The 21,333-nt window shown below is 66.9% G+C and carries 23 protein-coding genes; 11 read left to right on the top strand and 12 right to left on the bottom strand.

Annotated features, from left to right (window positions below; genetic code table 11):
* Positions 1–2 precede the first annotated feature (2 nt).
* The 3 genes from OM960_RS05805 to OM960_RS05795 are packed head-to-tail and all read left to right on the top strand — an operon-like array spanning position 3 to position 1,501.
* Entirely contained in the window at positions 3–476 is a 474-nt protein-coding gene (locus OM960_RS05805; protein ID WP_264771347.1) for an arsenate reductase ArsC, read from the top strand.
* A complete protein-coding gene (locus OM960_RS05800; RefSeq protein ID WP_263333242.1) occupies positions 473–1,123 on the top strand; it encodes an aquaporin in 651 nt (216 codons plus the stop codon). Before OM960_RS05805 ends, OM960_RS05800 begins: the two co-directional genes overlap by 4 nt.
* A 51-nt stretch (positions 1,124–1,174) precedes the next feature.
* Positions 1,175–1,501 carry a hypothetical protein gene (locus OM960_RS05795; protein WP_263332841.1) on the top strand — a complete coding sequence of 109 codons (327 nt, stop codon included), beginning with the start codon at positions 1,175–1,177 and terminating at the stop codon, positions 1,499–1,501.
* 9 nt (positions 1,502–1,510) lie between these two features.
* Here the strand turns inward: OM960_RS05795 and phoB are convergent, their stop codons facing one another.
* The 7 genes from phoB to OM960_RS05760 all read right to left on the bottom strand — a co-directional run bounded on the left by phoB (position 1,511) and on the right by OM960_RS05760 (position 8,810).
* Positions 1,511–2,194: a phosphate regulon transcriptional regulator PhoB gene (phoB, locus tag OM960_RS05790; RefSeq protein WP_264771346.1), complete on the bottom strand. Its 684-nt coding sequence runs from the start codon at positions 2,192–2,194 to the stop codon at positions 1,511–1,513.
* Between the two features lies 1 nt (position 2,195).
* Positions 2,196–2,909, bottom strand: coding sequence for a phosphate signaling complex protein PhoU (phoU, locus tag OM960_RS05785; RefSeq protein ID WP_263332836.1), 714 nt, complete (start codon positions 2,907–2,909; stop codon positions 2,196–2,198).
* An 11-nt stretch (positions 2,910–2,920) separates the two neighbouring features.
* Positions 2,921–3,718, bottom strand: coding sequence for a phosphate ABC transporter ATP-binding protein PstB (gene pstB, locus OM960_RS05780; protein ID WP_263332835.1), 798 nt, complete (start codon positions 3,716–3,718; stop codon positions 2,921–2,923).
* Between the two features lie 20 nt (positions 3,719–3,738).
* The gene (gene pstA / locus OM960_RS05775; protein WP_264771345.1) at positions 3,739–5,082 is read right to left on the bottom strand and encodes a phosphate ABC transporter permease PstA; all 1,344 of its coding nucleotides are present in this window, start codon (positions 5,080–5,082) and stop codon (positions 3,739–3,741) included.
* A complete protein-coding gene (gene pstC, locus OM960_RS05770; RefSeq protein ID WP_264771344.1) occupies positions 5,079–6,539 on the bottom strand; it encodes a phosphate ABC transporter permease subunit PstC in 1,461 nt (486 codons plus the stop codon). The genes pstA and pstC overlap by 4 nt, the downstream gene beginning before the upstream one ends.
* A 58-nt stretch (positions 6,540–6,597) precedes the next feature.
* Positions 6,598–7,635: a substrate-binding domain-containing protein gene (locus OM960_RS05765; RefSeq protein ID WP_264771343.1), complete on the bottom strand. Its 1,038-nt coding sequence runs from the start codon at positions 7,633–7,635 to the stop codon at positions 6,598–6,600.
* Positions 7,636–7,769: 134 nt separating this feature from the next.
* The gene (locus OM960_RS05760; protein WP_263332827.1) at positions 7,770–8,810 is read right to left on the bottom strand and encodes an ATP-binding protein; all 1,041 of its coding nucleotides are present in this window, start codon (positions 8,808–8,810) and stop codon (positions 7,770–7,772) included.
* Between the two features lie 161 nt (positions 8,811–8,971).
* Here OM960_RS05760 and OM960_RS05755 point away from each other — a divergent pair, with 161 nt between their 5' ends.
* Positions 8,972–9,349: a hypothetical protein gene (locus OM960_RS05755; protein ID WP_264771342.1), complete on the top strand. Its 378-nt coding sequence runs from the start codon at positions 8,972–8,974 to the stop codon at positions 9,347–9,349.
* A 6-nt stretch (positions 9,350–9,355) separates the two neighbouring features.
* Here OM960_RS05755 and OM960_RS05750 read toward each other — a convergent pair whose 3' ends face one another.
* Genes OM960_RS05750 through OM960_RS05740 form a run of 3 tightly spaced genes read right to left on the bottom strand, consistent with a single transcriptional unit; the run spans position 9,356 to position 11,387 of the window.
* Positions 9,356–9,874: a gamma carbonic anhydrase family protein gene (locus tag OM960_RS05750; RefSeq protein WP_264771341.1), complete on the bottom strand. Its 519-nt coding sequence runs from the start codon at positions 9,872–9,874 to the stop codon at positions 9,356–9,358.
* Positions 9,871–10,506, bottom strand: coding sequence for a guanylate kinase (gene gmk, locus OM960_RS05745; protein WP_264771471.1), 636 nt, complete (start codon positions 10,504–10,506; stop codon positions 9,871–9,873). Before gmk ends, OM960_RS05750 begins: the two co-directional genes overlap by 4 nt.
* Before the next feature lie 2 nt (positions 10,507–10,508).
* Positions 10,509–11,387 carry a YicC/YloC family endoribonuclease gene (locus OM960_RS05740; RefSeq protein ID WP_264771340.1) on the bottom strand — a complete coding sequence of 293 codons (879 nt, stop codon included), beginning with the start codon at positions 11,385–11,387 and terminating at the stop codon, positions 10,509–10,511.
* A gap of 231 nt (positions 11,388–11,618) precedes the next feature.
* On the opposite strand from OM960_RS05740, the gene OM960_RS05735 reads away from it, so the two are divergent.
* Entirely contained in the window at positions 11,619–12,230 is a 612-nt protein-coding gene (locus OM960_RS05735) for a PAS domain-containing protein (RefSeq protein ID WP_263332818.1), read from the top strand.
* 48 nt (positions 12,231–12,278) lie between these two features.
* Here OM960_RS05735 and OM960_RS05730 read toward each other — a convergent pair whose 3' ends face one another.
* On the bottom strand, positions 12,279–13,649 hold the full coding sequence (locus tag OM960_RS05730; protein ID WP_263332816.1) for a class II 3-deoxy-7-phosphoheptulonate synthase: 1,371 nt from the start codon (positions 13,647–13,649) through the stop codon (positions 12,279–12,281).
* Positions 13,650–13,783: 134 nt separating this feature from the next.
* On the opposite strand from OM960_RS05730, the gene OM960_RS05725 reads away from it, so the two are divergent.
* Positions 13,784–14,821 carry a GlxA family transcriptional regulator gene (locus OM960_RS05725; RefSeq protein WP_432759510.1) on the top strand — a complete coding sequence of 346 codons (1,038 nt, stop codon included), beginning with the start codon at positions 13,784–13,786 and terminating at the stop codon, positions 14,819–14,821.
* Positions 14,822–14,827: 6 nt separating this feature from the next.
* Here OM960_RS05725 and OM960_RS05720 read toward each other — a convergent pair whose 3' ends face one another.
* Positions 14,828–15,928 (bottom strand): PQQ-dependent sugar dehydrogenase, encoded by a 1,101-nt coding sequence (locus OM960_RS05720; RefSeq protein ID WP_264771339.1) that lies wholly within the window; start codon positions 15,926–15,928, stop codon positions 14,828–14,830.
* 165 nt (positions 15,929–16,093) lie between these two features.
* Between OM960_RS05720 and OM960_RS05715 the strand changes: the two genes are divergently transcribed.
* From OM960_RS05715 to OM960_RS05695, 5 genes are all read left to right on the top strand, one after another.
* Complete coding sequence (locus OM960_RS05715; protein ID WP_263332810.1) at positions 16,094–17,278, top strand: ABC transporter substrate-binding protein; 1,185 nt, start codon at positions 16,094–16,096, stop codon at positions 17,276–17,278.
* Between the two features lie 108 nt (positions 17,279–17,386).
* Positions 17,387–18,175, top strand: coding sequence for an ABC transporter ATP-binding protein (locus tag OM960_RS05710; RefSeq protein ID WP_264771338.1), 789 nt, complete (start codon positions 17,387–17,389; stop codon positions 18,173–18,175).
* Complete coding sequence (locus OM960_RS05705) at positions 18,172–18,999, top strand: ABC transporter ATP-binding protein (protein ID WP_264771337.1); 828 nt, start codon at positions 18,172–18,174, stop codon at positions 18,997–18,999. The genes OM960_RS05710 and OM960_RS05705 overlap by 4 nt, the downstream gene beginning before the upstream one ends.
* Positions 19,000–19,002: 3 nt before the next feature.
* Positions 19,003–20,013, top strand: a complete 1,011-nt coding sequence (locus OM960_RS05700) for a branched-chain amino acid ABC transporter permease (protein WP_263332805.1) — start codon at positions 19,003–19,005, stop codon at positions 20,011–20,013.
* A complete protein-coding gene (locus OM960_RS05695; protein WP_264771336.1) occupies positions 20,010–21,326 on the top strand; it encodes a branched-chain amino acid ABC transporter permease in 1,317 nt (438 codons plus the stop codon). Before OM960_RS05700 ends, OM960_RS05695 begins: the two co-directional genes overlap by 4 nt.
* Positions 21,327–21,333 lie beyond the last annotated feature (7 nt).

The raw sequence follows: 21,333 nt of genomic DNA, 5'->3' as shown, positions 1-21,333 counted from the left end.
GCATGAACATACTCGTCCTCTGTACCGGCAACTCCGCGCGCTCGATCCTGCTCGAAGCGATCCTGAACCGTGACGGCGCGGGCCGCGCCCGCGCCTTCTCCGCCGGATCGCGCCCCGCGGGCCGGGTCCATCCGCAATCCCTGCGGCTCCTTGACAGCAAGGGCATCGACATCTCCGGCCTGCGCTCGAAGAGCTGGGACGAATTTGCCGGCCCCGAGGCTCCCGCGATGGACATGGTGGTGACGGTCTGCGGCTCGGCCGCAGGCGAGACCTGCCCGATGTGGCCGGGCGCGCCGCTCCGCGCCCATTGGGGCGTCGAGGATCCGGCCGCCGCGGCCGAACCCGACCAGCCCGCCGCCTTCGCCGAGGCCTGGGACATCCTCTCGGCGCGGGCCCATCTCCTTCTCGCTTTGCCGTTCGAAAGCATGGACCGCGCCGCGCTCTCGGCCGAGCTTGCCCGGATCGGAACGCTCTGATGACCCGACGACTTGTCGCCGAGGCGCTCGGCACCGCCTTCCTGCTCATCGCCGTAGTCGGCTCGGGGATCATGGCCGAGACGCTTTCGGGCGGGAATACCGGCTTCGCGCTCCTTGCCAACGCGATCCCGACCGGCTGCGCGCTCTATGTGCTGATCACCGTGCTGGGCCCGGTATCGGGGGCGCATTTCAACCCCGCCGTGACGCTCGCCTTCGCGCTGATGCGCCGGATCGCCCCGGCCGAGGCCGCCGCCTATGCCGCCGTGCAGGTCGCCGGCGGGATCGTCGGGGTCTGGCTCGCCCACGCGATGTTCGACCTCGAAATCCTGCAGGTTTCAACGACCGCACGCACCGGCGGCGCGCAGTGGCTGGCCGAGGTCATCGCCACCTTCGGCCTTCTCTTCGCGATCCTCGGCGGGCTGCGCCACGCCCCGGCCCAGGTGCCGGCGCTGGTCGGCACCTACATTGCCGGCGCCTACTGGTTCACTGCCTCGACGAGTTTCGCCAACCCGGCCGTGACCATCGCGCGAGGGCTCACGGACACCTTCGCCGGCATCGACCCCGCCCACATCCTCGCCTTCGTCCTGGCCCAGTTGGCCGGCGCCACGCTCGCGGCGTTTTCTCTGCCGAAGCTCTTTTCTGACTGAGCGATCGGGTGCAGACTGGAAAAAACAACAATTCCCGGCGGAGCATCCGCGATGAAATGGCATCATGTTCAGGAAAACTGGTCTGCGTTCTTTGACGCGATCCTCGACAAATGGCCCGACGCCGACGAAACCGAGCTTGAGGAAATCGACGGCGATCAGCGCGCCTTCATCGCCTATGTCGCCGAACTGACCGGACAGGAACCCTCCGACGCGCGCGAGGAAATCCGTGACTGGCTGTCCGGCGAGCTTCCTTCCGACGTGGTCATGGATCCCCGCCACGACGACCATTCGATCCGGCTCTCGGGCAAGTACCTGCCCGAGGGCGAGGATGAATACGACGACGACTCCCGCTTCGGCGACGACGGCGCCGGGCGCTGAGGCCCGGCCTCAGCCGAGCGCGTAGCCCGCGCCGCGCACCGTGCGGATCGGATCTTCGCCGCCCTGGGCGCAGAGTGCCTTCCGCAGCCGCCCGACATGCACGTCGACGGTGCGGGTGTCGACATAGATCTCGCGCCCCCAGACCCGGTCGAGTAGCTGGTCGCGACTCCAGACCCGGCCGGGCTTTTCCATGAAGGTCGCCAGCAGCCGGAACTCGGTCGGGCCGAGTTTCAGCGCCTTGCCGTCGCGGTGCACCCGATGGGTCTCGGCATCGAGCGTGATGTCCGCGTATTCCAGCGTCTCGCCCAGGACCGCGGGCCGCGTGCGGCGCAGTTGGGTGCGCACCCGCGCCATCAGCTCGACGACCGAATAGGGCTTGACCATGTAGTCGTCGGCCCCGGTCTCGAGCCCGCGCACGAGATCGACTTCCTCGGACCGCGCCGAGAGCATGATGATCGGCACCCCGCGCGTCTCGGGCCGCGACTTCAGCCGCCGGCAGACCTCGATCCCCGAGACGTTGGGCAACATCCAGTCGAGCACGATCAGGTCGGGCGCCTCCTCGGCCACGAGAAGCAGCGCCTCCTCGCCGTTGTCGGCCTGGGCGACGCGGAAGCCCTCGGCCTCGAGATTGTAGATCAGAACCTCGCGCTGTGCGGGCTCGTCCTCGACCACCAATACGCTCGGCGCCTGCATCTCACTTCCCTTCGATGCCGGCCGTGGTCACGCTGTCCGCCTTCGGCCGGCTTTCCTCCGGCATGGCGCCCGTGACGAGGTAGATCACCTGCTCGGAGATCGTCGTGGCATGGTCGCCCATCCGCTCGATATTCTTGGCGATGAAGTGCAGGTGCATGCAGGGCGTGATGTTGCGCGGATCCTCCATCATGTGGGTGAGGAACTCTCGGAACAGCGCGGTGTACATCTGGTCGACCTCGCGATCGCGCGCGCGCACGTCCTCGGCCAGCGCCACGTCGCGCGAATTGTAGGCATCGAGCGCATCAGACAGCATCTGCACCACCGCCTTCGACATCCGCTTGAGCGCGCCGCCGGCGCCGGGAATGTCGTGCATTTGGCTGAGAACCGTGGTGCGTTTCGCCATGTTCTTGGCAAAGTCCCCTACCCGCTCCAGGCTCGAGGCGATCTTCAGCACCGAGAGCGCGGTGCGCAGGTCCGACGCGGCCGGCGCGCGCAGCGCGATCAGGCGCGCCGTCTCCTCGTTGATCTTCTCCTCGAGCGCGTCGATCGCCTTGTCGCCGGCCCGCACCTTCTCGGCCATGTCCTCGTCGCGTGCGGCGAGCGCCTCGGCGGCGTCGAGGATCGCGGTCTCGACCATGCCGCCCATGCGCATGACGAGTCCTTGGACGGCCTCCAGATCGCGGTCGAAGGCGCGCAGGATGTGCTGTTCGCTCATGTCGGTCTCCCTCAGCCGATCCGGCCGGTGATATAGGCTTCGGTGCGCGGATCACGCGGGTTGGTGAATATCTGGCCGGTCTCGCCGAACTCGACGAGATTGCCGAGGTGGAAGAAGGCCGTGCGCTGACTGACGCGGGCGGCCTGCTGCATCGAGTGGGTCACGATCACCACCGAGAAATTCTCGCGCAATTCGTCGATCAGTTCCTCGACCTGCGCCGTCGCGATCGGGTCGAGAGCCGAGCAGGGCTCGTCCATCAGGAGCACCTCCGGCGAGGTCGCGACCGCGCGGGCGATGCAGAGCCGCTGCTGCTGGCCGCCCGAAAGCCCGGTGCCGGGCGAGGTCAGCCGGTCCTTGACCTCGTTCCACAAGGCGGCGCGGCGCAGCGACTTCTCGACGACCTCGTCAAGCTCGGCGCGGTTGCGGGTCAGGCCGTGGATGCGCGGCCCGTAGGCGACGTTGTCGTAGATCGACTTCGGGAACGGGTTCGGCTTCTGGAACACCATGCCGACGCGGGCCCTGAGCTGCACCGGATCGACGCGCTTGTCGTATATGTCCTCGCCGTCGATCTCGATCCGCCCCTCGACTCGGCAGATCGGGATCGTGTCGTTCATCCGGTTGAGGCAGCGCAGGAAGGTCGACTTGCCGCAGCCCGACGGACCGATGAAGGCCGTGACGGTGCGGTCGGCGATGTCGACATCGACGTCCTTGATCGCGTGGTTGGTGCCGTAATAGACCTGCACGCCGCGGGCGGTGATCTTGTTCTCGCGCGCCGACGCGGTGCGGTCGGCCAGTCGCATGTCTTCCATGGTTTGAGTCTCCGCCATTCTTACCACCGCCGTTCAAATCGGTTGCGCAGCAGGATCGCGACCGCGTTCATCACCAGCAGGAACACCAGCAGAACGATGATCGCACCCGAGGCCCGCTCGGCAAAGCCGGGATCGGCGCGTTGTGTCCAGTTGTAGACCTGCACCGGCAGCGCCGCGGCAGGATCGAAGAAGCCCTCGGGCGGCGCGGCCGGGAAGTCGCGCACGAAGGCGACCATGCCGATCAGGAGAAGCGGCGCGGTCTCGCCGAGCGCCTGGGCAAGTCCGATGATCATGCCGGTCAGGATGCCGGGCATCGCCAAGGGCAGCACATGGTGAAAAATCGTCTGCATCTTCGACGCGCCGACACCGAGCGCCGCCTCGCGGATCGACGGCGGCACCGCGCCGAGTGCCGCGCGGGTCGGGATAATGATCCGGGGCAGCGTCATCAGCGTCAGCACCAGCCCGCCGACGATGGGCGCCGATTGCGGCAGACCTGCGAAGTTGATGAAGATTGCGAGACCGAGGATCCCGAAGACGATCGACGGCACCGCCGCGAGGTTCGAGATGTTGACCTCGATGAGGTCGGTCCAGCGGTTCTTCGGCGCGAATTCCTCCAGATAGATCGAGGCGGCGACGCCGATCGGCAGCGACAGGATTAGAACGATGATCATCATGTAGGCCGAGCCGAGGATCGCGACGCCGAGCCCCGAGGCTTCGGGGCGAAGCTCCGAGGCGTCCGGGCCGGTGATGAAGTCCCAGTTGAAGGCCTTGACGAGCAGCCCCTCGGCCATCAGCGCATCGGCGAGCCGAAGCTGGTTCGGCGTCACGTTGCTGTCGCGCTCGGCGCTCTGCATCGTCACTCGGCCCTTGAGGTAGCCGTCGATCCGGCCGTTGGCGAGCACCTTGACCGTCACCGTCTCGCCGACGAGATCCGGATTGGAGAGCACCCGCTCGCGCACCTGTGCCGCCGCCTCCTTGGAGATCATGTTGGCGACGTCCTTGTCGGTCAGCCCCTCGATCGCGATCCCCTTCGCGGCGACGGCTTCCTTCAGCGCCTTGTCGATGAGCTTGCCGTAGCCGATCGTGGTGACCTTCTTCATCTCCTCGGGATCGCGGTTGCCCTTCTTGTCGAGCACGGCCGCGTCGAGGTTCATCTCGAGCACGAGCGAGGTCTGGCGGAAGGCGCTGACACCGTTGGAGAGGACCGAGGTGAGCAGGATCACCAGCGCCGCGAGGCCGATCCCGAGCGCGACGAGGCCGTAGAGGCGGAAGCGCTTCTCGGCCGCGTTGCGGCGGCGGGTGCGGGCGTCGACCTCAATCAGCGAACCGCGGTGCGGCGTGGTCGGAAGGGAGGCGTCGGTCATTCGTACTGTTCCCGGTATTTGCGCACGACGACGAGTGCGAGCACGTTCAGCACCAGCGTGAAGAGGAAGAGCATCATCCCGAGCGCGAAGGCGACAAGCGTCTCGGGCGAGGCGAACTCGGTGTCGCCGGTAAGCTGGCTGACGATCTTGACGGTGATCGTGGTCATCGCCTGGAACGGGTTGAGGTCAAGCTTGGCCGCGGCCCCTGCCCCCATGACGACGATCATCGTCTCGCCAATCGCCCGGCTCGCGGCGAGAAGGATCGCGCCGACGATGCCTGGCAATGCGGCCGGCAGGATCACCTGGCGCACGGTTTCGGACTGCGTCGCGCCGATCGCGAAGGAACCGTCGCGCAGCGATTGCGGCACCGCGTTGATGATGTCATCCGACAGCGAGGACACGAACGGAATGAGCATGATCCCCATCACGAGGCCCGCCGTCATCACCGAGGCCGAGGACGTGCCGAGCCCGAGCGGCTGGGCGAAGTAATCCCGCAGGAGCGGGCCGACCGTGATCAGCGCGAAGAGACCGTAGACGATGGTCGGGATGCCGGCGAGGATCTCGATCGCGGGCTTGGCGAAGGTGCGCAGCCGCTTGGAGGCGTATTCCGACAGGTAGATCGCGATCAGCAGCCCGACCGGCACCGCGAAGATCAGCGCCACGAAGGAGACGTAGAGCGTTCCCCAGAGAAGCGGCCAGATGCCCAGGTCGGAGCCGCCTCGGAACTGCGGGTTCCAGGTCAGGCTCAGGAAGAAGTCCTTGGCCGGGTAGAGCTGGAAGAAATGGATCGACTCGAAGAGGAGCGAAGCGATGATGCCCGCGGTGGTCAGCACCGCGACCAGCGACGAGGCGATCAGCGCGGCGAGGACGAAGCGTTCGAAGACATTGCGGGCGCGATATTCGGGCGAGACGCGGAGCAGAGACAGAAGCGCCCCCACGAGCGACACCGCAATCACCGCCGCGGTCAGCGCCAGCCGCGCGCCATGGCTGTCTGACCGGTAGGCCTTCGCCGCCTCAAGCACGTTCGGCCGCAATTCGGCGCCGAGCGCGACGCCCGCGTCACTCAGGAGGCTGCCGAGCTCGGCGTCACCAGCCTGTAAACCGGCGAGCGCTTCTTCAGTAACCGCACCTGACGCGATCGCGGCATCGAGCCCCTCGGCGAGACGGCGCACGTCGCTCATCACCAGGGTGGCCGATCCGCCCTCGGGGATGTCGGAGGGCTGGATCATCGCGCCCACCCGCGCCTCGATCAGCATCGGCTGCAGGAACAGCCAAACGGCGAGCAGAAAAAGCGCCGGAACCGAGGCGAAGAGGAACACCGTCTGGCCGTAATAGCCGATGAGCGAGTGGAGGTTGCGACGGTCGCCTTGCGCGCCGGACAGCGCACGGTGACGGCCCAGCACGTAGCCCGCCGCGGAGATGGCCAGCACGATCAGGACGAGGACGGCAATGTTCATGGGAGGTTCCGAGTGAAGGAACGGGCGGCGTCAATCGCGCCGCCCGCAAGGCTGGAGATCAGTTCAACGGCGCCATCGGCGTGCCGGCGGCAACCATTTCCTGGGTCGCGGCCAGTTCCGGATCCGACACGAGGCCGTATTCGGCGAGCGGGCCGTCCGGGCCGGCGACGTCGTCCGAGACGAAGAAGTCGATGTACTCCTGCAGGCCCGGGATCACGCCGAGATGCGCCGTCTTGACGTAGAAGTAGAGCGGGCGCGAGACCGGGTAGTCGCCGGCCGCGATCGCCTCGACGGTCGGGACAACGCCGTCCATCGTCGCGACGACGAGCTTGTCGGTGTTGTTCTGGTAGAACGAAAGGCCGAACACGCCGATACCGTTCTTGTTCGCGTCCACGCGGGCCAGCGTCTCGGTGTAGTCGCCGTCGATGTCGACCGACACGCCGTCGGTCCGAAGCGCCATGCACTTCTCCTCGGCCGCGTCCTCATCGCCGCCCGCGACGGTCTTGAATGCCTCGAAAGCGCCCGTGGCCTCGCAGCCGGCGAGGATCACCTTCTCGTCGAAGACTTCGCGGGTGCCGTGCTTGGTGCCCGGGACGAAGGCGAGGATGTCCTGCGCGGGCAGGTCGGCGCGGATATCGGTCCAGCTCTTGTTCGGGTTGGCGACGACTGCGCCGTCGACCACGACCTCGGCCGCGAGCGCGCTGAACCAGTCGGCGGGCGTGAAGGCGAATTCCGGGCCGTTGATGTCCGAGGCGAAGACGATGCCGTCATAGCCGATGCGGACTTCCATGATCTCGGTCACGCCGTTGGTGGTGCACAGGTCGATGTCCGACTGCTTGATGCGGCTCGAGGAGTTGGCGATGTCGATCGTGGTCTCGCCCACGCCTTCGCAGAGCTTCTTGCGGCCAGCACCCGAACCGCCACCCTCGACGACCGGGGTCGGGAAGTCGAAGTTCTCGCCGAAGAGCTCGGCGACGATGGTGGAATACGGCAGAACCGTCGAGGAGCCGGCGATCTGGAGCTGGTCGCGGGCGTCGGCCGCGGTCGCGGCGGCAGCCAGCGCGAGAGCCGAGACGGTGAATTTCACGGAAGCCATTGCATTCTCCTGCAAGTCACTTGCGGCCGCCCCATGACGACCTCGCCGCCCGTGTAGAAGCGTGCCGCTATGCTTTTGTGACGCTTCAGTAACAGTTTTATGACGGCCGCGACAGGTCCGCGCATTGGAAATCGCTAGCCGGACGGCAGTATCACCATGAATCTGCTACCTTTTCCGAGTTCGCTCTCGATCCGCAACCGGCCGCGGTGACGGTTAACGATGTGTTTTACAATCGCGAGACCAAGCCCGGTTCCGCCCTTTTCGCGACTCCGGTGGGTATCGACCCGATAAAACCGCTCGGTCAGGCGCGGCAGGTGCAGGGGATCGATTCCCTCGCCGCGGTCGATGACCTCGATCTGCACGGCCGGGCCGCGCAGCACCGGCTCGCGCTCGATCCGCGACACCCGCACCGTCACCTCCTTGCCGGAGGCGCCATATTTCAACGCGTTCTCGATGAGGTTGTGGAAGACCTGGGTCAACTGGTCGGCATCGGCCCTGAGCTTCACCGGACCCGGACAGGGTTCGAGCCGCAGGGTCACGCCGGTCGCCGCCGCCGCGTCCTTGTGGCTCGCCAGCGCGCTGCCGAGAAGGCCGAGGATCTCAACCTCGTCGGAGGGCCGGCGCCGCTCCTCGGCCTCGACCCGGCTGAGCGACAGGAGGTCGTTGACGAGCCGGATCATGCGGCCGGCCTCGCGCTCCATGATCGTGAGGAACCTCTCGCGCGCGCCCGCGTCGTCGCGCGCCGCGCCGCGCAGGGTCTCGATGAAGCCGACGAGCGCGGTCAGAGGCGTGCGCAACTCATGGCTGACATTGGCGACGAAATCGCGGCGCATCGCGCCGGCCTGCTCGAAGGCGGTGAGATCCTCGAAGGCGATCAGCGTGCCGGAGCGGTTCTCGACCGGCATCGGGCTGAACGTCACCTCAAGATGGGTCTCGCGGCCCGCCCCGGCATGGAGGATGCGGGCGGTAGAACGGCGCCGGGCGCCGAGGCTCGCCTCGAGACCGCCGAGGAAATCCGGATGCCGCAGGAAGGCGTTGCAGGGCCGGCCGACCATCGCGGCGCCGAACAGCGCGGTCGCCGCCTCGTTGGCGGCCACGACGCGCTGGTCCGGCCCGGCCAGCACCAGCGCCATCGGCACCCCGTCAAGGACCGTTCCGATTTCTTCCTTGCGCATCGCCTTCGCCCCCTTGCCCGAACCGGAGCCGCACCCTGAGCCAGCGCGCATCCATTGTAAATCTCCGCGGAGGTTTCCTCGGTCGCCGGGACAGGATAGATGAGGAGCTGAGAATCGTTCGCATCGGCCTTCCGACAGGCGAACCGGGCAAGCAGGATGTCATGGGGGCGGCACGACACAACGAACAGGCAGAGATCGGAGCGGGCGCGATCCGCGCCCTGCTGGTCGATCTACCGCAAGATCTCGCCGCCAGCCTGCCCGGACTCGGGCGGCTCAGTACCGTCAGCATCGGCTCCGAGACCTTTGACCTCCGCGCGCTCGCGCAGGTGATGCCGGACGTGGTGATCACGCCGCTCATCGGGCCGGGGATCGATATCCTCGATCTCGCACGACGCCTCGCAGCCTTCGGCTATGGCGGCGCCCTGCGCGCCGTGACCGGGCCGATCCCCTGCCCGGCCGAGGTCACGGCCGAGGTCCGGGGCGCCTGCGTGGGAATTGATTTCGATCTTCTAGTGGTCGCGGAGCCGGCCCGGATCTGACCCGGCTCAGGTCTCGCGCAAGCCCGCACGGTAGCGCGCCGCGTTGGCGCGGTAATGCGCCGCCGAGGCGATGAGCTTCGCCCGCGCCGCCGCATCTAGTTCGCGGACGACCTTGCCCGGAGCCCCCATCACGAGGCTGCCGTCAGGGATCTCCTTGCCCTCGGTGATGAGCGCACCGGCGCCGATCAGGCAGCCCTTGCCGATCTTCGCGCCGTTCAGCACCGTCGCGCCCATCCCGATCAGCGAGCCCTCGCCGATGATGCAGCCGTGCAGCATCGCCTTGTGGCCGATGGTGCAGTCCGCGCCGATCACCAGCGGGAAACCCATGTCGGTGTGCAGGACGCAGTTCTCCTGGATGTTGGAACCGCTTCCGACGCGGACCTCCTCGTTGTCGCCGCGCAGCGTGGAGCCGAACCAGACATTGGCGCCCGCCTCCAGAACCACCTTGCCGATCAGGTTCGCGCCCGGCGCGACCCAGGCGTCCTCGCCGATTTCCGGCACGATTCCATCGAGTTCGTAGATCATCTTGCAGCAAACTCCCGGTTGAGGCCGCGGACGAACTCCGCCAGATCCGGCTGGCGGTCACGGCGCATCCGCTCGGCCGTGAGGATCGTCTTGAGCTCGGATTCAGCGCGGTCGATATCCTCGTTGATCAGAACGTAGTCGTATTCCGCCCAATGGCTGATCTCGGCTTCGGACTTGGCCATGCGGCCCGCGATCACCTCGTCGCTGTCCTGCGCCCGCGACCTGAGCCGCCGCTCCAGCTCGGCGATCGACGGCGGCAGCACGAAAATCGACACGACGTCGCGCCCGAGTGCCGAGTTGCGGATCTGCTGGCCGCCCTGCCAGTCGATGTCGAAGATCGTGTCGCGCCCCTCGGCCATCGCCGCCTCGACGGGCGATCTGGGCGAACCGTAGAGATTGCCGAAGACCTCGGCATGTTCAAGCATCTCGCCGGCCTCGACCATCGCCTCGAATTCAGGCCGCGAGCGGAAATAGTATTCCCGCCCGTCCTCTTCGCCGGGGCGCGGCGCGCGGGTCGTGGCGGAGACCGAGAAGCGCAGGGATTGGTCCCATGCCATCAGCCGCCGCGCCAGCGTCGATTTCCCAGCACCGGAGGGCGACGAGAGAATAATGAGCAAACCCTTGCGCTTCATGGTCATTCCACGTTTTGAACCTGCTCGCGCATCTGGTCGATGACGGTCTTGAGGTCAAGCCCGATCCGGGTCAGCCCGGCATTTCCGGATTTCGAGCAGAGCGTGTTCGCCTCGCGCATGAACTCCTGGATCAGAAAGTCGAGTTTCCGGCCGACCGCGCCCGGCTCCGCCATAAGCGCCCGCGCCGCCGCGACATGGGCAATGAGCCGGTCGATCTCCTCGCTGACGTCGGCCTTGACGACCAGAACCGCCAGTTCCTGCGCCACCCGCGCCGGATCGGCCTCGGCTGCGCCGGCCATCACCCGCGCGAGGTTGTCGGAAAGCGCCCGCTCCATCTCGGGCCGCCGCGCCTCGGCGGCAGTGGCCGCCGAGGCGGTCAGCGCCTCGATCCTGTCGATGCGGCTCTCGATCACCCCGGCCAGCGCTGTGCCCTCGGCGGCGCGCACCGCTGCGAAATCATCCAGAAGCGGCGGGAGATCCGCGAGAAGCGCGTCCCGGAGCGGCCCGGTCTCCTCCGCCTCGCCGCCCTGGTCGGTCACGCCGCGGAGGGCAAGGATCTCGACCGCGCTCGGATCGGCCACGGGAATCCCCGCCGCCTCGGACTTCGCCCGCACCAGCGCGAGTGCCGCGAGTGCGGCGTCGAGCCCGGCGGGATTGACCCGCAGCGCCTCGCCGCCGCCGTCGCGCGCCAGCTTCAGCGACAGCGTGATGTTGCCGCGGCTCGCCACCCGCGCAACCGCTGCCCGCACCGCCGGCTCCAGCCCCTCGATCCAGTCCGGCAGCCGGAGCCGCAGGTCGAACCCCTTGCCGTTGACCGATCGGATTTCCCAGGCCCATCCATAGCCGCAGCCCTCGCCGCGGCGGGCGGAAAAGCCGGTCATCGACACCAATTGCGAATTAACCATTTAAGACTTTTGTCCCCCCGACCGCCGCGAAACGCGCTAAATTAAGACTTGGGTAAGCATTCCGGTCCTAGGGTTAACAAAACCTGACCGCCGCCACAACGCGGCGCGCGCCGGAGTATTGGCAAGTACCGGTGCGGAGGGTTTGACGTGGACGTGACGGGGCATCCTCGGGACAAGATCGTCCCGATATCGGGATATCGCAGGAACATGAGATTTCCGTGCATTTCTGAGGTTCAGGCCTATTGGGAGGCGCTGCGCGACGGGCGCCAGGTTCCCTGCCGGTCCGAGGTCGATCCCCGCGGGATCGAACGCGCGCTCGAATACACCTTCGTGCTGGAGCGGATCGCACCGGGCGTGGCACGGTTCCGGCTGGCCGGAATGCATCTGAACAGCCTCATGGGGATGGAGGTGCGCGGCATGCCGCTGACCGCCTTCTTCACGCCGAAGGCCCGCGCCGAGGTCGCATCGATCCTTGACCGGGTGTTCTCGGCCCCGAGCACCGCCGAGATGACGCTCACGGCCGAGACCGGCCTCGGCCGCCCGCCGATGGAGGCGCGGCTCCTCATCCTGCCCCTGAAGAGCGATCTCGGCGATATCAGCCGGGCGCTCGGTTGCCTGATGGCAGAGGGAGCGCTGGGCCGCGCCCCGCGCCGGTTCGAGATCGGCGCCCGCAGCATCACCCCGATCGCGCCCGGACTGCCCTCGCCCAGCCGCGGCACGGTGGCAGCGACCGGTTTTGCCGAGCCCACGCTCCCGTTTCGCGACGCAGCGCCGGAGCCGGGCCGCAGCCACCTCCGGCTCATCGTCACCGATAAATGAAAACGGCCCCGAAGGGCCGTTTCAGAAAACCAGCGATGGAGCGGCCGGTTACATCCCGGCCGCCTTCTGCATCGCGCGGCGGCCCTGCAGTTCCTCGGCGACGAGGAAGGCCAGTTCCAGCGATTGCGAGGCATTGAGCCGCGGGTCGCAGGCGGTGTGGTAGCGGTCCGAGAGGTCCTCGTCCGTCACCGCGCGCACGCCGCCGGTGCATTCGGTCACGTCCTTGCCGGTCATCTCGAAATGCACGCCACCAGGGATGGTGCCCTCGGTCTTGTGGACCGCGAAGAACTCCCTGACCTCGCGCAGAACGCTGTCGAAGGGCCGGGTCTTGTAGCCCGAGGCGGCCTTGATCGTGTTGCCGTGCATCGGGTCGCAGGTCCAGACGACCTTGGCGCCCTCCTCCTCGACCGCCCGGATCAGGCGCGGCAGGTGATCGCCGACCTTGCCCGCGCCAAAGCGCGCGATGAGGGTCAGGCGGCCGGCCTCGTTCTCCGGATTGAGCTTCTTCAGAAGCACCTTGAGGTCGTCCGAGGTGAGCGACGGGCCGCACTTGAGTCCGATCGGGTTCTGCACGCCGCGGCAGAACTCGACATGGGCGCCGTCAGGCTGCCGGGTGCGGTCGCCGATCCAGATCATGTGGCCCGAGCCCGCGACCGGCAGTCCGGAGGTCGAGTCGATCCGGCAGAGCGCCTCTTCGTATTCGAGAAGCAGCGCCTCGTGGCTAGTGTAGAAATCGACCGCCGCCATCGCATGGACGGTGTCCGAGGTCACACCCGCGGCAGCCATGAAGTCCATCGCGTCCTGGATCCGCGTCGCCACCTCGCGGTAGCGCTTGGCCTCGTCTTCGTCGGTGAAGCCCGCGATCCAGCTCTGGACCCGGTGCATATCGGCGAAACCGCCGGTGGAGAAGGCGCGCAAGAGGTTCAGCGAGGCCGCGGCCTGAGTATAGGCCTGCAGCATCCGCGCCGGGTCGGGCACCCGCGCATCCGCGGTGAAGTCGAAGCCGTTGATGATGTCGCCACGGTAGGAGGGCAGTTCCACCCCCTCCAGCGTCTCGGTAGCGGCCGAGCGCGGCTTGGCGAACTGGCCGGCGACGCGGCCGATCTTGACCACCGGGAGCTTCGCGCCCCAGGTCAGCACGATCGCCATCTGCAACAGCACCTTGAACGTGTCGCGGATATTGTCGGCCGAGAACTCGGCGAAGCTCTCGGCGCAGTCGCCGCCCTGAAGCAGGAAGGCGCGGCCCTGGCTCACCTCGCCGAGCGCGCGCTTGAGCTTGCGCGCCTCACCGGCGAAGACCAGCGGCGGATAGGCGGCGATCTGCGCCTCGACGGCGTTCAGAGCGGCCTGATCCGGATAGTCGGGCATCTGCACCCGCGGCTTGGCGCGCCAGTCGGATTTGGTCCAGCCCTTGGTCATCTCAACTCTCCTGAAAGCAGTGCCGTCAACGGGCGGCTTATACTCAAGCGACCGCGTCCCTGCAAACCGTTATGGTCGCAAATGTTGCTTGCGGGGAACCTGCATTAGTGATTTTTATGCGCAAAACGACAACGATGGGTCGCATTATGCCGGTCGCTCCCGTGAAGGGCAAGAAAGAGGCGGACAGCACGCTCCGGCAACGGCGCTTCGTGTTCCTGTTGCTGAACCGTTTCACCATGCTCTCCTTCGCCGGTGCGATCGAGCCGCTGCGCATCGCCAACCGTGTCTTGGGGCGCGAGGCCTACACCTGGGTCCTGGCCGGCGAGGGCGGCGAATTCAGCACCTGCTCGAACGGCGCGGCCTTCAAGCTCGACATGGGGCTCGAAGAGATCGACCGCGAGGACACGATTCTCGTCTGCGGCGGCATCGACGTGCAGTCCGCGACGACCAAGCCGATCCTCAACTGGCTGCGGCGCGAGGCGCGGCGCGGCGTGCCGATCGGCGGGCTTTGCACCGGCGCTTACACCGTCGCCAAGGCCGGGCTGCTCGACGGCAAGCGCGCGACGATCCACTGGGAGAACCAGGACAGCTTCCTCGAGGAGTTCGAGGAGGTGAAGCTGACGAAGTCGGTCTTCGTCGTCGACGGCAACCGGATGTCGACGGCGGGCGGCACGGCGTCGATCGACATGATGCTGAAGATCGTGGCCCAGGACCATGGCGAGGATGTCGCCAACACAGTGGCCGACCAGCTCATCTATTCCTCGATCCGCACCGACCAGGATACCCAGCGGCTGTCGATCCCGACCCGGATCGGGGTCCGGCATCCGAAGCTCAGCCAGGTCATCCAGATGATGGAGCAGAACATCGAGGACCCGATCAGCCCGGCGGACCTTGCCGAGGATGTCGGCATGTCGACGCGCCAGCTCGAGCGGCTCTTCCGGCGCTACCTCAACCGGTCGCCCAAGCGGTATTACATGGAGCTGAGGCTGCAAAAAGCGCGCAACCTCCTGATGCAGACCGACATGAGCGTGATCAACGTCGCGCTGGCCTGCGGCTTCGCGAGCCCTTCGCATTTCTCCAAATGCTACCGGGCGCATTATAAGACCACGCCCTACCGCGAGCGCGGCTCGCATGGCACGCCGAACGTGGCCACCCCGCGCCTGTCGATCTGACCCGCGTCATTCCGGGCGGATCCGGTAGACGGCGCCGCGGTCGACGGAGAGGAACCAGATCGTGCCGTCCGGCGCCTCGCGGATGTCGCGGACGCGGGCGGTCTCGTCCGTCTTCAGCGCCTCCTCGGCCCAGCCCGCCTCGGGGTCGAGCCGGGCGATGTAGTCGAACTTGAGACTGCCGACGAAGTGATGGCCGCGCCAGCCGGGCCAGAGCTTGCCCGAATAGATCATGTGCCCCGAGGGCGCGATCGAGGGATCCCAGTAATGCTTCGGCTGCTCCATTCCGGGCGCCGAGGTGCCGCGGCCGATCTTCAATCCGCTGTAGTGGCGACCGTAGGCGATCTCCGGCCAGCCGTAGTTGGCACCACGCTCGATCAGGTTGATCTCGTCGCCGCCCCGCGCACCGTGTTCCGAGGCCCAGAGCCTGCCCCGCTCATCGAAGGCGAGGCCCTGCGGGTTGCGGTGGCCATAGCTCCAGATCACGCCGCCCGCGCGGTCGGGGAACGGGTTGCCGAGGGCGGCGGCGCCATTGCGGGTGATGCGGATGATCTTGCCGTGCAGCATGTCCAGATCCTGCGCCGGATCGAATGCGCCGCGCTCGCCGATGGTGAGGAAGATCGCACCGTCCGGCGCCTCGGCCAGCCGTCCGCCGAAATGCCGCCCGCCGGAGGAGCCCGCCGGCATTTCCCAAAGGATCCGCAGACCGTCGAGCCGGTCCGGCCCGAGCCGCGCCGCCACCACCGCGGTTCCCGCCCCCCGGCCCTGGGGGCGTGCGAAACTGAGGAGCACCTCGCCGCTTTTCCCGAAGTCGCGCGGCACGAGGATGTCGAAGAGACCGCCCTGCCCTTCGGCCCGAACCTTCGGCACGCCGCCGACCCGCACGGCCGCGCCGCCGGGGCCGATCCGCGTCAGCCGTCCCTCGCGCTCGGTGACGAGAAATCCGCCATCGGGCAGGAAAGCCAGCGACCAGGGCTCGCGGAACCCCTCCGCAACGGTATCGATTCCGAGCCTGCCGACCGTCGTTTCCAGGGGGGCGGCTTCGGCGGCGCCAAACACGAAGGTTAGCGCAAGGACAGTCCGCCGTGCGAGGGCCGCGACACCGGGCATGGTCTTCCCTTTCGGATTGCTTGTCCGAAAATAATGCCGTTCGGCGGCCGGTCCAGTCACATTGCCGACAGGCGCCGGCGAATTGCTAGCTGTTCTGTGGCTTTTCTTTTCGATTCAGCCGCTCTAGTTTGCCCTCAGGACAACGTTCCAACATGGGAGTGAACTATGAAAAAACTTCTGGCCGCCACCGCGGCTGCAGCCCTCATGACCGGCGCGGCCGGCGCGGAGGACATCAAGATTGGCGTGATCCTCGGCTTCACCGGACCGCTGGAATCGATCACTCCGATGATGGGCTCGGGCGCCGAGCTGGCAATGAAGGAAGTGTCTGACTCGGGCAAGCTGCTCGACGGCTCGACCGTGACGTCGGTCCGCGGCGACTCGACCTGCGTCGACGCCGCCGCCGCGCAGGCCGCCGCCGAGCGCCTCGTGACCACCGACGGCGTCAGCGCGATCATGGGTGCGGACTGCTCGGGCGTCACCGGCGCGGTTCTCGCCAACGTCGCGGTGCCGAACGGCATCGTGATGGTCTCGCCCTCCGCAACCTCGCCCGGCCTGACCTCGGCCGAGGACAACGGCCTGTTCTTCCGCACCGCGCCGTCGGATGCGCGCCAGGGCGAGATCCTCGCAGCGATCCTGAAGGAGCGCGGCATCGGCTCGGTGGCGATCTCCTACACCAACAACGACTACGGCAAGGGCCTCGCCGACAGCATCCAAGCGGCGGTCGAAGCCTCGGGCGGTTCGGTCACGATCTCGGCCGCGCATGAGGACGGCAAGGCCGACTACTCGGCCGAGGTCGGCGCGCTGGCCTCCGCCGGCGGCGACGCGCTGATCGTCGCGGGCTATGTCGACCAGGGCGGCTCGGGCGTCATCCAGGGCTCGCTCGACACCGGCGCCTTCTCGACCTTCGTGCTGCCGGACGGCATGTACGGCACCGTGCTCGAAGAGAAGTTCGGCTCCTCGCTCGACGGCTCCTTCGGCACCGTGCCGGGCACCGACAGCCCTGGTGGTGCAACCTTCCAGGAAATGGCCACCGCCGCAGGCTTCGACGGCACCTCGTCCTATGCGGGCGAGAGCTATGACGCCGCCGCGCTGATCATGCTCGCCATGCAGGCCGCCGGCTCGTCGAAGTCGGCCGACCTGATGGGCAAGATCATGGACGTCGCCAACGCTCCGGGCGAGCCGATCTATCCGGGCGAGCTTGCCAAGGGCCTCGAGCTGCTCGCGGCTGGCACCGACATCGACTATGTTGGCGCCTCGGCGGTCGAACTGATCGGACCGGGCGAAGCCGCCGGTGCGTACCGCGAGTACGAGTTCACCGACGGCAAGATCACCACGACGAAGTTCCACTGAGGGATCTTTCGCGCGACTTCGAGTCAGCCCGGCACGCCCGGGCTGACTTTTCGTTTAACAACAACAGCTTCTGACGCGAACCTTGCGTCACGGAAGCGAGGGGGATGCATGATCGTCGTCGAGGGTCTGCACAAGCATTTCGGCGGCTTCCGGGCCGTCGACGGCGCGTCGATCGAGATCGCCACGGGCTCGATCACCGGGCTGATCGGACCGAACGGGGCCGGAAAATCCACGCTTTTCAACGTCATCGCGGGGGTTTACCAGCCGACCGCGGGCCGGGTGATCATGGACGGCGAGGACATCACCGGGCTGCCGCCGCACGACCTCTTTCACAAGGGGCTGCTGCGCACCTTCCAGATCGCACACGAGTTCTCCTCGATGACGGTGCGGGAGAACCTGATGATGGTTCCCGCCGGTCAGTTGGGCGAGACGCTCTGGAACACCTGGTTCCATCGTGGCCGGATCGCCCGAGAGGAGGCGGAGCTTGCGAAGAAAGCCGACGACGTCCTTGACTTCCTGACGATTTCGCATCTCGCCGACGAGCGTGCCGGCAACCTTTCCGGCGGCCAGAAGAAGCTTCTGGAACTTGGCCGCACGATGATGGTCGACGCCAAGATCGTCTTTCTCGACGAGGTCGGCGCGGGCGTGAACCGCACCCTTCTCAACACCATCGGCGACGCCATCGTCAGGCTCAACAAGGAGCGCGGCTACACGTTCTGCGTCATCGAGCACGACATGGATTTCATCGGCCGGCTCTGCGACCCGGTGATCGTCATGGCCGAGGGCAAGGTGCTCGCCAAGGGCTCGGCTGACAGCATCATGCAGAATGAGGCGGTGATCGAGGCCTATCTCGGCCGCGGCCTGAAGAACAAGGCGAAGGCGGAGGCCGAGGCATGAGCAGTTCGAGAAATCCCTACAAGGACGACCGCGGCAACAAGGACCGGTCGATCACCAAATCCGGCGGCGGCGAGTTGGAATATCCGACCAAGGGCGGCAAGGCCCGTCCCGCCCCCGGTGGCCCGTTCCTCGCGGCCGAGAATATGACCGGCGGCTACGGCGCGGCGGACATCTTGCATGACTGCACGCTTACGGTCGAGAAGGGCCAGATCGCGGTCATCGTCGGCCCGAACGGCGCCGGCAAGTCGACCGCGATGAAGGCCGTCTTCGGCATGCTCAACCTGCGCGGCGGCCATGTGAAGCTCGACGGCGAGGACATCACCGCCCTCACGCCGCAGGACCGGGTGGCCAAGGGCATGGGCTTCGTGCCGCAGGTCAACAACGTCTTCCCCTCGATGTCCGTCGAGGAGAACCTCGAGATGGGCGCCTTCATCCGCAAGGACGATTTCCGCGCCACGATGGAGCAGGTCTACGACCTCTTCCCGATCCTCAAGGACAAGCGCCGCCAGCCGGCGGGTGAACTGTCGGGCGGCCAGCGTCAGCAGGTCGCAGTCGGCCGGGCGCTGATGACCAAGCCGAAGCTCCTGATGCTCGACGAACCGACGGCCGGGGTTTCGCCCATCGTCATGGACGAGCTCTTCGACCGCATCATCGAGGTCGCTCGCACCGGGATCTCGATCCTGATGGTCGAGCAGAATGCCCGCCAGGCGCTGGAGATCGCCGACAGGGGCTATGTGCTCGTGCAGGGCGCCAACAAATACACGGATACCGGAGAGGCGCTTCTGGCCGATCCGGAAGTCCGCCGCACCTTCCTCGGGGGCTGAGACATGGATTTCCTCAACGCGATCGTGGCACTTCTGAACTTCGTCGTGATCCCAGCCACCTCCTACGGCGCGCAGCTTGCGCTGGGGGCGCTCGGGGTCACGCTGATCTACGGGATCCTGCGCTTTTCGAACTTCGCCCACGGCGACACGATGGCCTTCGGCACCGCGATGGTGATCCTCGTCACCTGGGCGTTCCAGTCGGTGGGCATCCATTTCGGGCCGCTGCCGACCGCCCTTCTGGCCCTGCCCTTCGGCATCGCGATCACCGCGGCGCTGGTGCTGGCCACCGACAAGGCGGTCTACCGCTTCTACAGGCGACAGAAGGCGGCGCCGGTGATCCTCGTCATCGTCTCGATGGGCGTGATGTTCATCATGAACGGCGTCACGCGCTTCATCATCGGCGTGGGCGAGATCCGCTTCGACGACGGCGGCCGGTTCATCGTCAACGCGAACGAGTTCAAGAAGGCCACCGGCCTCGCCGAGGGCCTCGCATTCCGCTCGACGCAAGGTCTGACCATCCTCACCGCGATCATCGTCGTGGCCGCGCTCTTCTGGTTCCTCAACAAGACCCGCACCGGAAAGTCGATGCGCGCCTATTCCGACAACGAGGATCTGGCGCTTCTCTCGGGCATCAATCCCGAGCGCGTCGTCGCGGTGACCTGGATCATCGCGGCGGGGCTCGCGGTGATCGCCGGCACGCTCTACGGGCTCGACAAGTCGTTCAAGGCTTTTAACTACTTCCAGCTCCTGCTGCCGATCTTCGCCTCCGCCATCGTCGGCGGCCTTGGCAGTCCCCTGGGTGCGATCGCGGGCGGGTTCCTCATCGCCTTCACCGAGGTCGGCTTCACCTATGCCTGGAAGAAGGTCGCGACCTACGTCCTGCCCGACGCGCTGGCGCCGGACGGGCTCGCCCAGCTTCTGTCGACCGATTACAAGTTCGCGGTTTCCTTCGCGATCCTCGTCATCGTCCTGCTCTTCAAGCCCACCGGGCTTTTCAAGGGGAAAGCGGTATGAACCTGCGCAACCTCCTCCTTTTCGGTTTCGTCGCCCTGCTGATCGTGCTCGAGGGCACGACGACCGCCTTCGGGCTTTTCGGTGGCAGCTGGAACACCGCGCTCGGCATCCTCAACATGGGGCTGATCTCGGCGATCCTTGCGCTCGGCGTGAACATGCAATGGGGCTATGCCGGGCTCTTCAACGTCGGCGTCGTCGGCTTCGTCGCACTCGGCGGTCTCGCGCCGGTGCTGGTCTCGACCCAGCCGGTGACCGAGGTCTGGACCACGCAGGGCGCGGGCCGGCTGATCCTGGCGCTCCTCATCGGGCTCGCGGTCATCGCGCTTGCGATCGTGCTTTACGGCCGGCTCCGGGGTCGCAACCGCACGCTTGCGATCCTCGCGGTGCTGATCGGAGGCTTCTTCCTCTTCCGCGCAGTCTTCGACCCGGCTGTCGACGTCGTCGAATCCTTCCAGCCCGCGACGCATTCCAACCTCGGCGGTCTCGGCCTGCCGGTGCTCCTCGCCTGGCCGGTCGGCGCGCTCTTCGCCGCCGGCGCCGCCTGGGTGATCGGCAAGACCGCGCTTGGCCTGCGCTCCGACTACCTCGCCATCGCTACGCTTGGCATCGGCGAGATCATCATCGCGGTGATGAAGAACGAGGACTGGCTGGCGCGCGGCGTCAAGAACGTGATCTCGATCCCGCGGCCCGTGCCGTACGAGGTCGATCTGCAGCGCGATCCGGGCTTCATCGACCTGGCCGCGAGTTTCGGCTCCGATCCGGTCACGGCCTCGACGGTGGCTGTGAAGCTCCTCTATGCCGGGCTCTTCGTGGTGATCCTCCTCGCGCTCATCTGGGCGTCGGAGAAGGCGCTCAATTCGCCCTGGGGCCGGATGATGCGGGCGATCCGCGACAACGAGACCGCGGCCGAGGCGATGGGCAAGGACGTCACCCGCCGGCACCTGCAGATCTTCATCCTCGGCTCGGCGGTCTGTGGCCTCGCCGGCGCGATGATCGTGACGCTCGACAGCCAGCTCACGCCCGGCACCTACAACCCCTTGCGCTTCACCTTCCTCATCTGGGTCATGGTGATCGTCGGCGGCTCGGGCAACAACTGGGGCTCGGTCCTCGGCGGGTTCCTGATCTGGTTCCTCTGGATCAAGGTCGAGCCGTGGGGCCATGCGCTGATGGGTCTCATCACCTCGGGCATGGCCGAGGGCGCGCTGAAATCGCACCTGCAGGACAGCGCCGCGCATATGCGGCTCCTGACGATGGGGCTGGTGCTGCTGCTGGTGCTGCGGTTCAGCCCAAGGGGTCTGATCCCGGAACGCTGAGGCCACG

This window comes from Defluviimonas salinarum (assembly GCF_026013545.1).
In the GTDB taxonomy this organism is placed as follows: Bacteria; Pseudomonadota; Alphaproteobacteria; order Rhodobacterales; family Rhodobacteraceae; genus Albidovulum; species Albidovulum salinarum.
Note: the sequence above shows the minus strand (reverse complement) of the source record. Positions and strands in the feature narration are given on the sequence as shown.

Excerpts from the sequence above, each read along its gene's own strand:
- OM960_RS05755 (WP_264771342.1), top strand. The coding sequence starts at position 8,972 with ATGGGGGCGGCACGACACAACGAACAGGCAGAGATCGGAGCGGGCGCG.
- OM960_RS05700 (WP_263332805.1), top strand. The coding sequence starts at position 19,003 with ATGGATTTCCTCAACGCGATCGTGGCACTTCTGAACTTCGTCGTGATC.
- OM960_RS05735 (WP_263332818.1), top strand. The coding sequence starts at position 11,619 with ATGAGATTTCCGTGCATTTCTGAGGTTCAGGCCTATTGGGAGGCGCTG.
- OM960_RS05725 (WP_432759510.1), top strand. The coding sequence starts at position 13,784 with ATGGGTCGCATTATGCCGGTCGCTCCCGTGAAGGGCAAGAAAGAGGCG.
- phoU (WP_263332836.1), bottom strand. The coding sequence starts at position 2,909 with ATGAGCGAACAGCACATCCTGCGCGCCTTCGACCGCGATCTGGAGGCC.
- OM960_RS05695 (WP_264771336.1), top strand. The coding sequence starts at position 20,010 with ATGAACCTGCGCAACCTCCTCCTTTTCGGTTTCGTCGCCCTGCTGATC.
- pstC (WP_264771344.1), bottom strand. The coding sequence starts at position 6,539 with ATGAACATTGCCGTCCTCGTCCTGATCGTGCTGGCCATCTCCGCGGCG.
- OM960_RS05715 (WP_263332810.1), top strand. The coding sequence starts at position 16,094 with ATGAAAAAACTTCTGGCCGCCACCGCGGCTGCAGCCCTCATGACCGGC.
- OM960_RS05795 (WP_263332841.1), top strand. The coding sequence starts at position 1,175 with ATGAAATGGCATCATGTTCAGGAAAACTGGTCTGCGTTCTTTGACGCG.
- OM960_RS05750 (WP_264771341.1), bottom strand. The coding sequence starts at position 9,874 with ATGATCTACGAACTCGATGGAATCGTGCCGGAAATCGGCGAGGACGCC.
- pstA (WP_264771345.1), bottom strand. The coding sequence starts at position 5,082 with ATGACCGACGCCTCCCTTCCGACCACGCCGCACCGCGGTTCGCTGATT.
- OM960_RS05765 (WP_264771343.1), bottom strand. The coding sequence starts at position 7,635 with ATGGCTTCCGTGAAATTCACCGTCTCGGCTCTCGCGCTGGCTGCCGCC.
- OM960_RS05730 (WP_263332816.1), bottom strand. The coding sequence starts at position 13,649 with ATGACCAAGGGCTGGACCAAATCCGACTGGCGCGCCAAGCCGCGGGTG.
- OM960_RS05805 (WP_264771347.1), top strand. The coding sequence starts at position 3 with ATGAACATACTCGTCCTCTGTACCGGCAACTCCGCGCGCTCGATCCTG.
- OM960_RS05710 (WP_264771338.1), top strand. The coding sequence starts at position 17,387 with ATGATCGTCGTCGAGGGTCTGCACAAGCATTTCGGCGGCTTCCGGGCC.
- pstB (WP_263332835.1), bottom strand. The coding sequence starts at position 3,718 with ATGGAAGACATGCGACTGGCCGACCGCACCGCGTCGGCGCGCGAGAAC.
- OM960_RS05720 (WP_264771339.1), bottom strand. The coding sequence starts at position 15,928 with ATGCCCGGTGTCGCGGCCCTCGCACGGCGGACTGTCCTTGCGCTAACC.
- OM960_RS05705 (WP_264771337.1), top strand. The coding sequence starts at position 18,172 with ATGAGCAGTTCGAGAAATCCCTACAAGGACGACCGCGGCAACAAGGAC.
- gmk (WP_264771471.1), bottom strand. The coding sequence starts at position 10,506 with ATGAAGCGCAAGGGTTTGCTCATTATTCTCTCGTCGCCCTCCGGTGCT.
- OM960_RS05760 (WP_263332827.1), bottom strand. The coding sequence starts at position 8,810 with ATGCGCAAGGAAGAAATCGGAACGGTCCTTGACGGGGTGCCGATGGCG.
- OM960_RS05740 (WP_264771340.1), bottom strand. The coding sequence starts at position 11,387 with ATGACCGGCTTTTCCGCCCGCCGCGGCGAGGGCTGCGGCTATGGATGG.
- phoB (WP_264771346.1), bottom strand. The coding sequence starts at position 2,194 with ATGCAGGCGCCGAGCGTATTGGTGGTCGAGGACGAGCCCGCACAGCGC.